We start from the raw sequence: 15,607 nt of genomic DNA on the forward strand, positions 1-15,607 counted from the left end.
CTACTGTTGAGAAGATTCTACAAAAGAACACAGAAAAAATTGTGTGATGAATTATTTTGGAGTGTATCAAATGCAACTACGGGAAGAAGCTGTTTTTGGTGTTTTTGAATCTGAGAAGATTCTATAAATGGAAAAATAGATTAGACTTCGCTTTTCAGCGGAGTTAGTTCAACTTACAATTTGGAATACGCCTAAAACAGGCTTCTCAAAATAGAGTTTCACTAAAAAAAGCGCGTCAACTTTAAAAGTGAACGCGCTTTGTAGCTTGTTTGGTATTAGAAAATTTCTTTCTAGTTATCTTGAATTAAGAATGTTGCTCTGGTAGTTTGTACCATATCATCAAAGTCAATAGCGAATTTGTTGTTTTGAATCGCATCAAACATATGAATTAATTCTTCATACTGTCCTTTCTCTGATGTTTTAGAAGCCAATTCGTTTACTTTAACGCCATAACCTGTGAGTTTCATGAAATCATCCATGATAATCGTTTTTGTGTCGTAATGCACTTCTAAGTTCTCTTTTTGATACGCTTTGTTTCCAACAGCAAAGTATTGTAAACTTCCAACAGAACCATCTTCGTATTTTAATAAGATAGAAACATTGTCATCATTACGAATTTGATCATTATTAGGGCTTATTTTTTCAACACTAACCGACTGAATTTTAGATTCCGTTAAAAACGTAATTAAGTCAATAAAGTGACATACTTCTCCAATAACTCTTCCACCATGTTCGTGTAACGCATCTGTTGCAGGACGGAATCCGGCATTGATACGGTAACTTATATATAATGGATTTTCACGAGTCGTTGTATGCTTTTTAATTTCTTGCGCATATTTACTAAAGCGTCTGTTAAAACCTGTTAGTAATAATGGTTTGTTTTGAATGCTTTCATCATTGTAGAAATCAACAATTTTGTCTAAGTCTTCTGGCGTTGTTGCTAGTGGTTTTTCAACAAATACATGTTTTCCCGCTTGCAATGAACGCAATGTTAATGACGCGTGATCTTTGTGTTGTGTGGTAATAAATACAAGATCAACTTCTGGATCTGTTAATACATCTTCTATTTCCGAGGTTGTATATTTTGCATCAAAATGCGTAGCAACTGTTTTTCCTTTGTGTCCAGTTCTGTTTACAACTGCATAGAGCGAATATTTGTCTTTCATTTTCTCCATGTTTGGCAAATGCATTGCCGTTGCAAAACTTCCTGCGCCAACTAAAGCAACATTTAGTTTTCCTTTTTTGACGTAAGTATCATTTATGGCAACTTTTGCTCTTGGAGCTGCAGTTACATCATTGTCGTACGAAAGTAATACAATGATTGGTTTTTCCGGACTTTGCAAAGATGCGTACGCTTCTTCTGCTTGTTCTATTGGATATGTTTTGTTGATTAACGGAGTAAGGTTTACTTTTCCTTCGTGAATCATTTTTAGGTATTCCGTCATGTTCCGATTTTCCGTCCAACGAACATATGCGTATGGATAATCGTGTCCTTTGTCTTCGTATTCTCTGTCGTAACGTCCAGGTCCGTAAGAGGTAGATATTTTAAAGTCTAATTCTTTTTGATAGATATCTTCACGTTTGATTTCCATTCCAGTAACTCCAACTAAGATAACGCGCCCTTTCTTTTTACACGCTTTAAATGCTTCTGATAACGGTTCGCTACTTGCGGTTGCTGCTGTGAATATTACGGCATCAGTTCCGTATCCGCCAGTAAAATCTTTTGTTTTCTTTACTAAATCGTCTCTCGTAGGATTTAATATAATGTCAGCACCTAATTCTTTTGCAATTTGTAAACGATCATCATTTATATCACTTACAATCGTACGAACACCTGAGTTTTTCAAGAATTGAACCGTTAGTAATCCTAAGATTCCTGCGCCAATAACCACACAATATTCTCCTAAACGTAAGTCTGCACGACGAACTCCTTGCAATGCAATTCCACCAAGTGTTACGGTAGAAGCTAATTTTAAATCCAATCCTTCAGGGACTTTCATTACTAAGTTTTCTGGAACTACTGCATATTCTGCATGATTTGCAATTCCTGCGCCAGCTGCAGCAACTTTGTCTCCAACTTGTACGTTTTGAACGCCTTCTCCAACAGCAATTACAATTCCTGAGTTAGAATAGCCTGTTGGTGTTCCGTATTTTACTTTTTGCTGTACTTTAGAGAATGCGCGCGCAATTCCTTGCGATTTTGCAAGTGCAATTACCTTTTTTAAGTTTTCTGGTTGCTTGATGGCTCTCATCAGTAGATTTTCTCCACTGTTTCCAACACTTTTTAATTCTGTTCCCGCAGAAATACAGCTATACGATACTGCAATAAGTACTTCTCCTGCTGATAATATTGGTGATGGCACTTCTTCTGCCATTACCTTTCCTTTTTTTATGATTGCTTGTAACATTATAGATTGAGTTCTTTTATGATATATTTTGCTAATTTTTCGTGACCTTCTGCATTGAAATGTAATACATCTATTTTACCTTTTTTTTCTCCATTTGTATAAAGTCCAAAATTGTCTTTCGATAAAATGTATGACGCATCTACAAATGCGACATTGTTTTGTACGCAGTATTTTTTTACCGCTTCCACTAAGTCTTTATATTGTGCTCTTTGTGGATAGGCTGTTTTTTCATTGTTATGCCAAAAAGGCGTTAATAAAAATACATTTTGCTCTTTTGTTTTCAGTTTTGCTAATTGATCAACTACTAAAAACATGTTTTGTTGAATACGTACCCATTCTGCGGTTGTATATGAATATGAAACATTTACACGTTCTGTAAGTTCTTCTTCAAATCCTGCGTTTGGTAATAGGTTTTCGCTAGCAACACCATTATAAACAGGCATTGCTTTTATTTCGTCAAACCAAACCGTTCCTGTTCCTCCATAAAATAAAACATGTGGTTTGATTGATGTTACTTTTTTGTCAAATTGGATCCGTGTTTTTACTAGTTCCCAATCATGTGTTCCTGTATTAAATGTCAATCCTTTGTAAAACCATTTGCTGGTACCATCTTCAAAAATAACTTGAAAGTCTATACAATAAAGTTTGCTATTCTGAACGTTTTCAGCTTTACTCCAACCTTCAAAATCAAATGTATCGGTTGGTTTTTTTAAAAGAATATCGTCACCAGTCCATTTAGCGCTTTGTGCTTTTTCATTGACAATTTTGATTGATTTGCTTCCTGTATGCGCAATTTCAGATTCCCAACCTTCAATGTTGTCTAAATCTTGATTAAAGGTTTTCCAGTAAGCTGGAGTGTTCGTTCTAAATACGTCTTCTGTTTTCTCAGAATTAACGTCTCTAATTTCTTTGAGAACGCCTATAGTTTCAGCATTAAGCCATTTTTTGATTGCGGATCTTTTTTGATAAATATCAATATTATCTTCTACAATTTTATCAACAGCTGTTGTAATTTTTGAATTTATGTTTAAAGGAAATACCTCATCGCTCACTGCGTTAGTAACAGCTTCATCATTGCCGTTTTTTTCGAGTTTGTTCTCTACTTTCTTATACGTTTTATTTACAATAGCTTTTACTTCTGGTCTGATGACTTCAGCTAAACCATCCCAAGGTGTTACTGCGATAAGTATGCGATCTGGGTTAATGATTTCAACACCTTTTTCAGACATTATAAATTTTTCAGGCGTTGACATTCCTCCTAAAGAAAGGTTGTAAGTAGCGTATTTGTCACCTGTAAATTGTGCCATTTTTCTAGAAACCATCTTTTGGTACGAATCCTGAATATCTTCTCCTTGCATTACACGCATTTGCGAGGAGCCAATGATTAAAAATTTTGGCTTTTCTGAGTACTTTAAGTTGTTCAGAACTTTATCTAGCATTTTTCCACTAGTTGGATCAAATGTTAAATCGTTTTGTGCAATTAATGAATCTATCAACGAATAGGTATTGCTTGCCATATTTTTGATACCATCATTGAACGAAAGATATGATTGTGCTTTAGGATCTTTTAAGAAGATACTTTTCACAGCGAAAGATGTCCCAAGAAATATGACTAAGGCAATTGCAACCTGAATGAGAAATAAACGATGTTGTTTTTTCATAGCCATTAGAATTGAAAATATATAAATGCTTGATTGTCATCACTTCCAAATAGTAATACTAGGAAGATTGCCAGTCCAAATAAAGCTCCTTGCAAATACGGATTGGAAAACATGTGTTGTTGCTTTTCTTCTACTTCTTTGTAATATTTTGTTCCAAAGAAATGACCTATTACGGTAATTCCAAGCAATGCAACAAACGCAATTGGAATTGTGTAATTGACAGATTCTTTTAGTGTAAACATGTTTTGTAATACTTGTGAAGCATCGCCAAATGTTTGCGCTCTAAAAAACACCCACGTAACCATTACAAATATCATGGTTAAAACCCACGCAAATACGGTATATGCAGAAGCGCCAAGTTTTGAGAATTTGAAATTTTTTGAGTATTTGGTTGAATATAATTTGTGTACAATTAATGCGGTTCCGTGCAATCCGCCCCAAACGACAAAGTTCCAGCTTGCGCCGTGCCAAAGTCCTCCAAGAAGCATGGTTAACATTAAGTTTCTGTAATAGAATATTTTTTTAGAGACTCTACTTCCTCCTAACGGAATGAATAAGTAATCCCGTAACCAGGTTGATAAACTGATGTGCCATTTTCTCCAAAAAACAGTAATGTCGGTAGCGTTATAAGGCATGTTGAAGTTTTCCATTAAACGAAAACCTAACAATGCTGCTACACCAATTGCCATGTCTGAATATCCTGAGAAATCGCAATAAATTTGGATACTATACGCCATTACACCAATCCAAGAAGCTAATGTTCCAAATTGATCTGGATTTGAAAATAACGGATCCGAGAAGTGTGCAATATTATCTGCTATAACTACTTTTTTTACCAATCCTAAGAGAAAATAATTCGCGGCAAGCTGAAAGTTAATATTTTTAAAATATTGATTGACTTTTAACTGCGGAATGAAATCAACGGCTCTTACAATAGGTCCGGCTACTAATTGCGGGAAGAATGTTACGTATAATGAAAACTCGAAGAAATCTTTGGAAGGTTTCAGTTTTCCGTAATAAATATCTATCGTGTAACACATGGATTGAAATGTGTAAAACGAAATTCCCACAGGCAATATTACATCTACAAAAAAGTTAGAACCTGCAACGTCATTGACCGTTCCTAAGAAGAAATTGACATATTTGAAGTATGCCAAAAACCCTAAGTTGGTTACCAAACTGATAATCAAAAATAGTTTCTTCTGTTTTTGAGATTCGCTACTATGAATTTTTTTACCAGCAATATAATCGACAACCGTAGAAAATAATATCAATAGAATGAATATCGGATTCCATGACATATAAAAGTAATAAGAAGCCAAAAGCAAGAATACAATTCTCGCTTTTAGCCTTTTATTATCGTCTTTTATACTACCTAATACAAACCAATATATTACAAATACAATAGTAAAGAATACTAGGAAAAGAGAAGTAGAAAATATCATTTAATAGTTTATTTACTTAGGCATTTTGATATCTCTAACTGTCAATATTTTTTTATTAACAACACCTTGATCATTGTAAAAGTAAAATTTCACTTGCGTGAATTCTTTTGGTATGATTTCAAAGTTTTGAGCTACTACAATTCCTCCGTCTAAAGTGAATAATTTACTTAACTCAGGTATTTGTCTTGCTTTTCTTTTTTGATAGATTTCATCTTTTAATAATGATGGATCTACTGGGTAGAATACCGCAGAAACTTTTAATTCTGCTACTTTAGCAAAGTCTGTACCTTCTTCTAATCCGTAGATTAATTGATATTTATCTCCACCTTTACTTTCTAATGCAATAAAATCTACTTTGATATCATCTGCAAATTCATATCCATTATCAAAAATATAGTTAAGCTGTGTCGGAACATCTGTAAGTTTCGGATATGTTACTTCTTCCTGTGTTGCTTCTATTTTTTCGGTTTCTTTTGTAGTGTCTTCAGGTTTCTTTTTTTCATCTGAGCCACATGCAATCAGAAAAAGACCAAGAACTAATACTAATACTTTTTTCATTGTTTTTTATTTTTACAATTTAACTTACGTTACAAAAATCGATAACAGTTTTATTTACTGTTAAATCTTTAAATTCATTATGCGCTACTAAATATACAATAATATCTGCTTGTGACACAGCTTCTTGCATATCGTGAATTTCAAATGCTTTGTGAGATTTTACGTTTGGCTCTACTGCTAATACCTGAAAACCATCGTTTACTAACGTGTTGGTTACCAATAATGCTGGCGATTCGCGTAAATCATCAATATTTGGTTTAAATGCTAATCCCATACATGCGATTTTGGCATCTCTTCCGTTGTCTATTTTAAATTGTAACGCGGTATTTTTTACTTTTTCAATAGCCCATTCTGTTTTGTAATTATTGATTTCTCTTGCTGCGCGAATTATTTTTGCTTGCTTTGGAAATTCCGATACAATAAACCAAGGATCTACGGCGATACAATGTCCACCAACTCCAGTTCCTGGTTGTAGAATGTTTACTCTTGGGTGTTTGTTCGCTAAGCGAATTAATTCCCAAACATTGATTCCTGCTTCATCACAAATCATAGAAAGTTCGTTTGCAAATGCAATTTGAACGTCTCTTGATGAGTTTTCAACCAACTTACACATTTCTGCCGTTTTAGCGTTGGTTTTGTGCAATTCTCCTTTTACGAAATGCTTGTAAAATGCTACTGCTTTATCAGTTGATGCAGCATCAATTCCGCCAATAGCTCTATCATTATGCTCTAATTCGTAAATTACATTTCCGGGCAATACACGTTCTGGGCAATATGCCATGTATATTTTACCTTTCAATTCTGGACGTCCAGCATTAACGATAGCTAGCATTTTTTCCGTAGTTCCTACAGGACTTGTAGATTCTACAATAACCAAAGCGCCTTCTCTTAAGGTTGGCAATAAAGCCTTTGTTGCAGCTTCTACATATGAGATATCTGGCTCATGATCACCTTTAAATGGTGTTGGCACTGCTATCAAATATACATCTGCCTCAACGGGCGATGTACTTGCTGTTAAGTATCCTTTTTTTACTACATGATGTACCAAACCATCTAAGTCTGGCTCCACAATATGGATTTCTCCTTTGTTTATAGTATCTACAACATGTTGATGAATGTCAACTCCTGTTACTTTAATTTCTTTACTTGCAATTAACGCTGCGGTAGGAAGTCCAATATATCCTAAACCTACCATAACAACGCTTGGTTTGTTATTCCCCATGATTCTCTTTATTGTAATTTTGACATGTATTTTACGATTTTATCACAAGCAGTTCCATCTCCATACGGATTATGTAATTTACTCATGCTGAGATACGCTGATTCGTCTGTTAATAATTTTGTAGCTTCTTCAATAATACGTTCAGTATTTGTTCCTACTAATAATACCGTTCCTGCATCTACAGCTTCTGGTCTTTCTGTGGTATCACGCATGACTAATACAGGTTTTCCTAAACTTGGTGCTTCTTCTTGTACGCCGCCACTATCTGTAATGATTAAGCTAGACTTATCCATTAACCAAACAAAAGCAGGATACGATAACGGTTTTATTAAGTTTACATTGTCAATACCGCCTAATAATTCGTACACAGGTTTTTGTACGTTTGGATTTAAGTGTACAGGATAAATAATTTGTGTGTCAGGATGATTGGTTGCAATTTGCTTTAATGCACTGCAAATGTTGATGAATCCTTGTCCGTGATTTTCTCTACGATGGCCTGTAACTAAGATTAATCGTTTGGAAGTGTCTAAAACTCCTTTTAAGTCTTCGATTTCTTGATCTTGAAATCCTTCCGATTTTACTTTGTTTGCGCTAAAGTGCAACGCGTCAATTACCGTGTTTCCAGTAATTAGTATGTTTTCGTCTGTTACGTTTTCGTTTAACAGATTTTGCTTTGATGTTTCCGTTGGCGAGAAGTGATAATCACAAATACTTCCAGTAACACATCTGTTGATTTCTTCTGGAAAAGGCGATCTTTTGTTGAATGTACGCAATCCTGCTTCTACGTGACATACTTTTGCACCAGAGTAAAATGCCGCAATACTTGTTGCCATGGTCGTAGTTGTATCTCCATGAACGTATACAAAATCTGGTTTGAATTCCTCCAACACAGGTTTTAGATTCATGATGATATCTGAAGTTAAACCATATAGATTTTGATTCGGCTTCATTAAGTCTAGATCGTAATCTGGAATTATTTCAAAAAATGAAAGTACCTGATCTAACATTTCTCTGTGTTGCGCCGTAATACAAACTCTTGTTTCAAAAGTGTCTTGATGCTTTAAAAATTCCTTTACCAATGGCGCCATTTTGATGGCTTCTGGTCGTGTACCAAATACAATAAGATTTTTTTTCATTGATTCTTTACTATTTTATCGTTCTTACGGCTATAATCTTTCTGTTACAATTGATTTTGGGAGGAAATTTTTCGCGTCAAAAATAATACATCCATCTTTAAAAAAGGGCGTTACATCAATTTTATTGAAACTTTTATGCGCAACTGCCAAAATAATCGCTCTAGTGTCTTTTGAAATCGATGAAACTAGCTCAATATTGTATTCCTTTTTTACTTCGGAAGCATTTACGTTATCGTCAAATACCTCAACCTCAATTCCATATTCGTTGAGTTCATGCACAATGTCAATCACTCGTGTATTTCTAATGTCAGGACAATTCTCCTTAAAAGTGATTCCTAAAATGGTCACTTTTGCACCTTTGATTAGTTTTTCTTGTTTTATCATGAGTTTTACAACGCGTTCTGCGATATATTTCCCCATGTTATCATTTATTGTTCTTCCTGCCAAAATTACTTGCGGAATGTAGCCTACACTTTTTGCTTTGTACGTTAGGTAATACGGATCGACGCCAATGCAATGTCCGCCAACCAAACCTGGCGTAAATGGTAAAAAATTCCATTTTGTGCCTGCGGCTTCTAATACTTCATGCGTATCAATACCTAGTTTGCCAAATATTAATGCCAATTCGTTTACAAACGCAATGTTGATATCGCGCTGAGAATTTTCAATCACTTTTGCGGCTTCTGCTACTTTTATGGACGACGCTTTAAACGTTCCGACAGTAACAATACTTTTGTATAATTTGTCAATAGTTTCTGCAATTTCAGGCGTACTTCCCGAAGTGACTTTGACAATGTTGTTGACTCTGTGTTTTTTGTCGCCTGGGTTTATTCTTTCAGGAGAATATCCACAATAAAAATCTATATTAAATTTTAATTGACTTTTTTCTTCCAGAATTGGTACACAAACTTCTTCTGTACAACCTGGAAAAACGGTAGATTCATAGATTACAATGTCATCTTTTTTCAATACCGAACCGACTAAACGTGAAGCTGATTCTAGCGGGTTTAAATCTGGGAATTTTTGCGCTGTAATTGGTGTTGGAACCGTGATAATATATACGTTCGCTTTCGCGATTTCTTCCGCTTCGTTCGTATACTGCAAACTTGAAGCTTCTTGCAATTCTTCCGAAGTTACTTCAAGTGTGTGATCTTTTCCTTGCTGTAATTCTTGAATTCTGTTTTTATTGATGTCAAATCCAATGACTTGAAACCCTTTTTTACTGAATTCAACAGCCAAAGGCAATCCAACATATCCTAAACCTATTATGGAGATTACCTTATTTTTCATTTGCTACAGCTTGTTTTTTAAAAAAGTCATATGTAATTGCCAAACCTTCACGTATTTTATATGTAGGATTGTATTTTAAAAGTGTTTTTGCTTTTGTAATGTCTGCTAATGAATCTCTTACATCGCCAATTCGGTTTTCTCCATGAGAAGCTTCAACTGTACTTTGCGTAAGTTCTTTGATGTTATTCCACAAATCGTTTACACTGATCCGATCTCCAACTGCAACATTGAAAACTTCATGCTGATTGATTTCTGCAAATAACGATTTCATATTCGCTTGCACTACATTTTCGACAAAAGTAAAGTCTCTCGTTTGATTTCCATCACCGTTGATAGTTACTTTTGTATTATGTATTCCTGCATTGAAAAATAACGGAATTACTGCCGCATAAGCGCCTTTTACATTTTGTTTTGGTCCAAAAACGTTGAAATAACGCAATCCGACGGAATGAAAATTGAAGTGTTTTGAGATATTGTCAGCGTATAATTCGTTTACATATTTTGTAATTGCGTACGGAGATAATGGATTTCCGATAATTTCTTCTTGTTTTGGCAATGCTTTACTATCGCCATACGTACTTGAAGAAGCTGCATAAACCATTCGTTTAACGCCTGCATCACGTGAAGCTATTAATATGTTTAGAAAACCAGAAATGTTTACTGCATTTGTAGAAATTGGATCGTCAAATGATCGTGGAACAGAACCCAATGCCGCTTGGTGCAATACGTAGTCTATTCCGTTTACTGCTTTTTTGCAGGTTTCTACGTCTCTAATATCGCCAAGAATGAATTCGAAATTTGGGTTTGATTCAAATTCCGCTAAGTTGTGTTTAAAACCTGTTGCCAAATTGTCTAATACACGTACTTTTTTAGCCTTGTGTTTTAGCAAATATTCAACTAAATTAGAACCAATAAATCCTGCGCCTCCAGTGATTAGGAAACTGTGCTGTTCTAATTGCTCTTGATGATATGCTTTTTGGTACATGTTGCTATTATTGGCTGCAAAACTAGCCATAAATTTTAACACTAGGAAATAAATGAGTTTTATGGGGAAATACCCTTTTATTCAAGGGTAAAATCACCCTTTTTATTTAACGTGAGTTCGACATAAGTTTACTTAAGTAAAATTTTGAACATATTTTCATAATAAGTGCTAAGTATTTGATTTTTATTTTTTTATTTTCGTTTTCTTTGTGCGCACAAAGAAAAGAAACAAAAGAAAGTGCGCTTTTCCAGAGGTATTTTTAGTTTTTCTTTTTGGGAAAAACTAAAACCGCATGAATTTTTCTAAATTTTCTCCAAGGATTCGAAAATTCTTAACGAAAAATTCCTGCTATACTGCGGAAAAGACAAATAAATACTCTGAATTTTATATCGAACTCAGGTTATTTATGTTACTTTTCGAACAATAAACCACGGATTTAGTAGATTTTCCTTGTTGTATTTTAGCGGTTTCTGGGTTTCTAATGAATAGACCTCTACTCCGACAGCATTGCAAATGGCGTGTCCTGCCGCAGTGTCCCATTCCATTGTTGGAGCGTACCGCGGATAATACGAAGCTTTTCCTTCCGCCACCAAACAGAATTTTAAGGAACTTCCTGCTTTGATGAGTTCAACTTGTTTTTGTTCGCCTTCATGTTTTGCAATTAAGTCGAGTACTTGCTGGTTTGTGTATGAGCGACTTGACGTAATTGTAACAACATCACTTTCAGAAGCTGGAACTATTTCAACTGCATTTTCCAACATGTCAGTTGAAATGTTGTGTTCGGCTAACTCTATTTTAAACGCTTTTTGTTCCGAGACAACTGCATAATACAACGTTTTTTGTGCAGGAATATAGATAACGCCTAAGATTGGCTTTCCGTTTTCAATTAATGCAATGTTTACAGTAAATTCGCCATTTCGTTTTATGAATTCTTTGGTTCCGTCTAACGGATCTACAATCCAACATTGATTCCAGTTCTTCCGAATTTCGTAGGTTGCATGTTCGCCTTCTTCACTTAACACAGGAATATTAGTGCTTTCCAACGCTTCTTCAATAAACGCATTTGCTTTTTTATCTGCAATAGTTACAGGAGAATTATCAGCTTTCGTTTCTACTTCCACGATTTGATTTTCATAGATGTCCATGATAATTTTGCCTGCGTTTATGGAAGCTTTTATTGCTTTTTGTAGATGTGATTGCATTAATTTAGAATTGGTTTTAGTACTGTTTTGAACTTTGGTATTCTTGATAGTTAAAGTAATTACTTTTCCAAGGTTAATATTTTAATCAATTTTATATTAACATAGTAATTTCCAGTTCCTAATTTTTCTTTTTTCAGTATATTATCTTTTGCTAATAGATTAAGATATTTAGCAGCAGTAATTCTTGAAACACCTAAATCCTTTTCTATAAATTCGATTTTGGTATACGGATGCTTAAATAAGTTATTTAATAAATCTTGGCTATAAAATTTATAATTATTTCTCAACAGGTTTTTATACTCAAAAATTAGCGCTTTAATTTTTGAAATTAATATAATAGTCTCTTTTGAAATTTGTTCAACACTGTCAAGTATATATAGTATCCACTTTTCCCAATTATCGGTTTCTCTAACTTCTTGTAAAAGTTTATAATATTCTATTTTATGCTCAATAATATAGCGACTCAAATATAAAACAGGCAGATTTAGTAAATCATTCATTACTAAATATAATACATTAATAATTCGTCCTGTTCTTCCATTTCCGTCATAAAAAGGATGAATACTTTCAAATTGATAATGAATGATAGCCATTTTTACTAAATCGTCGAAATCTGACATCGTAGCATCATTTATATATTGCTCAAGGTTTGTCATTAAATCCACAATAGTATCATAATCTTGTGGTGGTGTATAAACAGTTTCTCCCGTAGTTGCGTTCTTTAAGGCAGTTCCTGGCACTTTTCTAAATCCAGCATTATTTTTTTCTAATTCCGATTGAATTGAGATGATATTGTTTTTGGTCAATATTTTTTGCTTTGTTATTAATTCGAACCCTTTTTTTAGTGCAGAAATATAGTTTTGAACTTCTTTGGCATTTAATGATTTAAAACCATCAAGGTTTAGTTCGGCTTTGTATATGTCATCGTGCGTTGTTATTATATTTTCAATAGCAGAACTGTCTTTAGCTTCTTGAAGACCTAACGTATTAATTAAAATATTTTGATTTGGAATACTTGAAACTACACCTTTCAATTCGGCTAAAGCTCTATGCGCAGAAGTTAGTTTTTTAAGAACTTTCTTCGTTTCAATATCTTTTGATAGTGGTAATTTTCCAAGTTTAAAATCGATCATAATGATAAGAAAATCTATTTTTCTTTACAAAGATAGTTTATTATGATAAGAAAATGCGTTTTTCTTATCATAATGAATGCTTAAGATAAGATTTTTGGATATTTTATACAGTATTGATTTTCTCTGGTGTGGTGTTTTTAGTTAGCGGTTTCGTGTATGATTTCGTTGCGTATCTAAGCAAATAATTAGACACGGTGGTATTTATTAATATTTATATGCTGCAACTTTTAACCAAATTGCATCCAATTCCTTTTTTGTTTTAATATTGAATTTTTTCATTATTAAAGGATGATATTCTTCTTCTTGCAAATCTATATATTTTTCGTTCATCATTTCATTATAAATATCTAATTCTCGTTTTGTTGGTAAGTCCGTTTTTTTGATATTCCCTACTTTGTCTTTTATGTCAATGTCGAATTTATAAGAATCTCGATTATTGTTTTTTGCAATTTTTGATGTCACATTTCCAGTTTTTCCATTCGGTCCCCAAAATAGTTTTCCAAAGGTGTAAATTCCGCCACTATTTGTTAAATCCTTTTTGTCGTCATAAGCGAAAATCATAATTTCATCGATGTCCTTATTCTCTTTGATTTTTTCGCTCGTGATGTATTTCATTGTGTTTAATAAACTCTCTTTGCTAATGTCAAATGGGACAACAATTCCCAAAGTAAGTCTTTTAAATTCAGGTAATTCTTTAAGTTCCTGAGTGGTATAGTCAGATAGTATTTTGTCTAATGCTTTTGATTTTACTAATTCTGAATGTTCAATAGTAAATTTCGCAACTTTTGTTGAGTCAAAATCTATTTTATATGGCAGCTCGTCTTGGTTTACGTTTTCTTGAGTTTTCAATTTCGGCGAAGTTTCTAATTCGGTATTAGCTTTTTTGGTTTCGTTGCATCCGAATATGCACAAAGCAAATAAAATTCCTAATATTTTTTTCATTTCTAATTTTCTTGGTTAGTTCTGATATTTGTTATAATTACCCACAACATTCATATAATTAATACATGTTCATTGCACAATATCTGTCTTTCACAAATCTAAAGAATTTTTAGCAACTTAAAAAAAAGCTACTACACACAAGCTTAAACTATAACTCATCCATCAACTTCCGCAAACTATCCTGCCAAGAAATTGTTTCAATTATGTTGCGAACTTTGGTTTTGTCTAAGACGCTATTTTTTGGGCGTGCGGCTTTAGTTTTGTAACTCGCTACAGATTGTAACGTAGGTTTTTCGGCGGAAGCCAAGTTTAAATTTTTAATAATTTCTTTGGTAAAATCGTACCAAGTTGCTTCGCCATCATTGCTAAAGTGATAAATTCCGTAGTCTGTATTTTCTGTATTGATGATTTTCAGAATCAATTCCGCTAAATCATTTGCGTTTGTCGGCGTTCCTGTTTGCTCCGTTGTAATGGTTAGGTTTGCCTTTTCTTTTGCTTTTTGTACAATGGTTTTGTAGAAATTCTTCCCAAATTCAGCATATAACCAAGACGTACGAATGATGAAATACTGCTGTAATACTTCTTGAATGTTTTGTTCGCCTTTTAACTTAGACGCGCCATAAACGCTGATAGGATTTGTCGTATCAGTTTCTACGTATGGAGCCGTTTTTGTTCCGTCAAATACATAATCTGTAGAAATATGTAGTAATGTTGTGTTGTTTTCAGCGCAAGCTTTCGCCAGATTTTTAACAGCTTCCGCATTTACTAGATATGCTTTTTCTTCTTCGCTTTCTGCCAGTTCCACATTTGTGTACGCAGCACAATTTACACAATAATCAAAAGTATTTTTAGAAAAGTAATCGTTAACAGTTTTTGTGTCTGTAATGTCTAATTCGCTTGACGATTTGAAGTGAAACTTAATCTCTTTATGCTGTTGTTGTATTTTTTGAATACATTGTCCTAATTGACCATTTGCGCCAGTTACTAAAACCGTTTTCATGTGTGTTTATATTATTTGTTTTTTTATTGGTCACATGTTGTTCGCTATTAATCATTCCCTTGGATGATAATCTTTTTAACATGCTCGTTTCATAGCGATAATGATTTCAGTGTTGGTAATGCTTTGTCTTTCTCAGAGAGTAGTATTTCGTCTTCGGGCAGCATCCAATCAATAGCAATTTCAGGATCGTTATACATAATTCCCGATTCAGCTTCTTTGTTGTAAAGATTGTCACATTTGTATGCGAAAATGGTATCGTCTTTCAAGACGATAAAACCATGTGCAAATCCTCTTGGTACAAATAATTGCTTGTTGTTTTGATTGTTTAAGACTACTGAAAAGTGTTGTAAAAATGTTTTAGATTTTGGTCTTATATCAACGGCAATGTCTAATACTTCTCCTCGAATGACACGTACTAATTTTGCTTGCGCATGTTTCCCTGTTTGAAAGTGTAATCCGCGCAAAACACCTTTTTGTGACGTAGATTGATTGTCTTGTACAAAGTGTACATCTGCTGGAAAGTTTTTTTCGTTATATGTTTCCATAAAGCTGCCTCTAGCATCTCCAAATATTTGAGGTTCTATGATAAAACAGCCTGCTAATGGTGTGTGAGTAATGTTCAAGA

The 15,607-nt window shown here is 33.9% G+C and carries 13 protein-coding genes; all 13 read right to left on the bottom strand.

Annotated elements, in window-relative coordinates; all coding sequences use genetic code 11:
- Nucleotides 1–290 precede the first annotated feature (290 nt).
- The 13 genes from IMCC3317_RS13845 to rfbC all read right to left on the bottom strand — a co-directional run bounded on the left by IMCC3317_RS13845 (nucleotide 291) and on the right by rfbC (nucleotide 15,605).
- Nucleotides 291–2,408 (bottom strand): bi-domain-containing oxidoreductase, encoded by a 2,118-nt coding sequence (locus tag IMCC3317_RS13845; RefSeq protein WP_160130090.1) that lies wholly within the window; start codon nucleotides 2,406–2,408, stop codon nucleotides 291–293.
- Nucleotides 2,408–4,069, bottom strand: coding sequence for an SGNH/GDSL hydrolase family protein (locus IMCC3317_RS13850; RefSeq protein WP_160130091.1), 1,662 nt, complete (start codon nucleotides 4,067–4,069; stop codon nucleotides 2,408–2,410). The genes IMCC3317_RS13845 and IMCC3317_RS13850 overlap by 1 nt, the downstream gene beginning before the upstream one ends.
- A 5-nt stretch (nucleotides 4,070–4,074) precedes the next feature.
- On the bottom strand, nucleotides 4,075–5,514 hold the full coding sequence (locus tag IMCC3317_RS13855) for an MBOAT family O-acyltransferase (RefSeq protein WP_160130092.1): 1,440 nt from the start codon (nucleotides 5,512–5,514) through the stop codon (nucleotides 4,075–4,077).
- A 12-nt stretch (nucleotides 5,515–5,526) separates the two neighbouring features.
- A complete protein-coding gene (locus IMCC3317_RS13860) occupies nucleotides 5,527–6,072 on the bottom strand; it encodes a hypothetical protein (RefSeq protein ID WP_160130093.1) in 546 nt (181 codons plus the stop codon).
- Nucleotides 6,073–6,091: 19 nt separating this feature from the next.
- Nucleotides 6,092–7,294: a UDP-N-acetyl-D-mannosamine dehydrogenase gene (gene wecC / locus IMCC3317_RS13865; RefSeq protein WP_160130094.1), complete on the bottom strand. Its 1,203-nt coding sequence runs from the start codon at nucleotides 7,292–7,294 to the stop codon at nucleotides 6,092–6,094.
- An 8-nt stretch (nucleotides 7,295–7,302) separates the two neighbouring features.
- Nucleotides 7,303–8,430 carry a non-hydrolyzing UDP-N-acetylglucosamine 2-epimerase gene (gene wecB, locus IMCC3317_RS13870; protein WP_160130095.1) on the bottom strand — a complete coding sequence of 376 codons (1,128 nt, stop codon included), beginning with the start codon at nucleotides 8,428–8,430 and terminating at the stop codon, nucleotides 7,303–7,305.
- A 30-nt stretch (nucleotides 8,431–8,460) separates the two neighbouring features.
- Nucleotides 8,461–9,720 (bottom strand): nucleotide sugar dehydrogenase, encoded by a 1,260-nt coding sequence (locus IMCC3317_RS13875; RefSeq protein WP_160130096.1) that lies wholly within the window; start codon nucleotides 9,718–9,720, stop codon nucleotides 8,461–8,463.
- On the bottom strand, nucleotides 9,710–10,705 hold the full coding sequence (locus tag IMCC3317_RS13880; RefSeq protein WP_160131923.1) for an SDR family oxidoreductase: 996 nt from the start codon (nucleotides 10,703–10,705) through the stop codon (nucleotides 9,710–9,712). The genes IMCC3317_RS13875 and IMCC3317_RS13880 overlap by 11 nt, the downstream gene beginning before the upstream one ends.
- A 404-nt stretch (nucleotides 10,706–11,109) precedes the next feature.
- Entirely contained in the window at nucleotides 11,110–11,907 is a 798-nt protein-coding gene (cysQ, locus tag IMCC3317_RS13885) for a 3'(2'),5'-bisphosphate nucleotidase CysQ (RefSeq protein ID WP_160130097.1), read from the bottom strand.
- 59 nt (nucleotides 11,908–11,966) lie between these two features.
- The gene (locus tag IMCC3317_RS13890; RefSeq protein WP_160130098.1) at nucleotides 11,967–13,040 is read right to left on the bottom strand and encodes a Fic family protein; all 1,074 of its coding nucleotides are present in this window, start codon (nucleotides 13,038–13,040) and stop codon (nucleotides 11,967–11,969) included.
- 204 nt (nucleotides 13,041–13,244) lie between these two features.
- On the bottom strand, nucleotides 13,245–13,982 hold the full coding sequence (locus tag IMCC3317_RS13895) for a hypothetical protein (RefSeq protein WP_160130099.1): 738 nt from the start codon (nucleotides 13,980–13,982) through the stop codon (nucleotides 13,245–13,247).
- 148 nt (nucleotides 13,983–14,130) lie between these two features.
- On the bottom strand, nucleotides 14,131–14,982 hold the full coding sequence (gene rfbD, locus IMCC3317_RS13900) for a dTDP-4-dehydrorhamnose reductase (RefSeq protein WP_160130100.1): 852 nt from the start codon (nucleotides 14,980–14,982) through the stop codon (nucleotides 14,131–14,133).
- Between the two features lie 89 nt (nucleotides 14,983–15,071).
- Complete coding sequence (gene rfbC / locus IMCC3317_RS13905) at nucleotides 15,072–15,605, bottom strand: dTDP-4-dehydrorhamnose 3,5-epimerase (protein ID WP_160130101.1); 534 nt, start codon at nucleotides 15,603–15,605, stop codon at nucleotides 15,072–15,074.
- Nucleotides 15,606–15,607 lie beyond the last annotated feature (2 nt).

The sequence above is a fragment of the Kordia antarctica genome (genome assembly GCF_009901525.1).
In the GTDB taxonomy this organism is placed as follows: domain Bacteria; phylum Bacteroidota; class Bacteroidia; order Flavobacteriales; family Flavobacteriaceae; genus Kordia; species Kordia antarctica.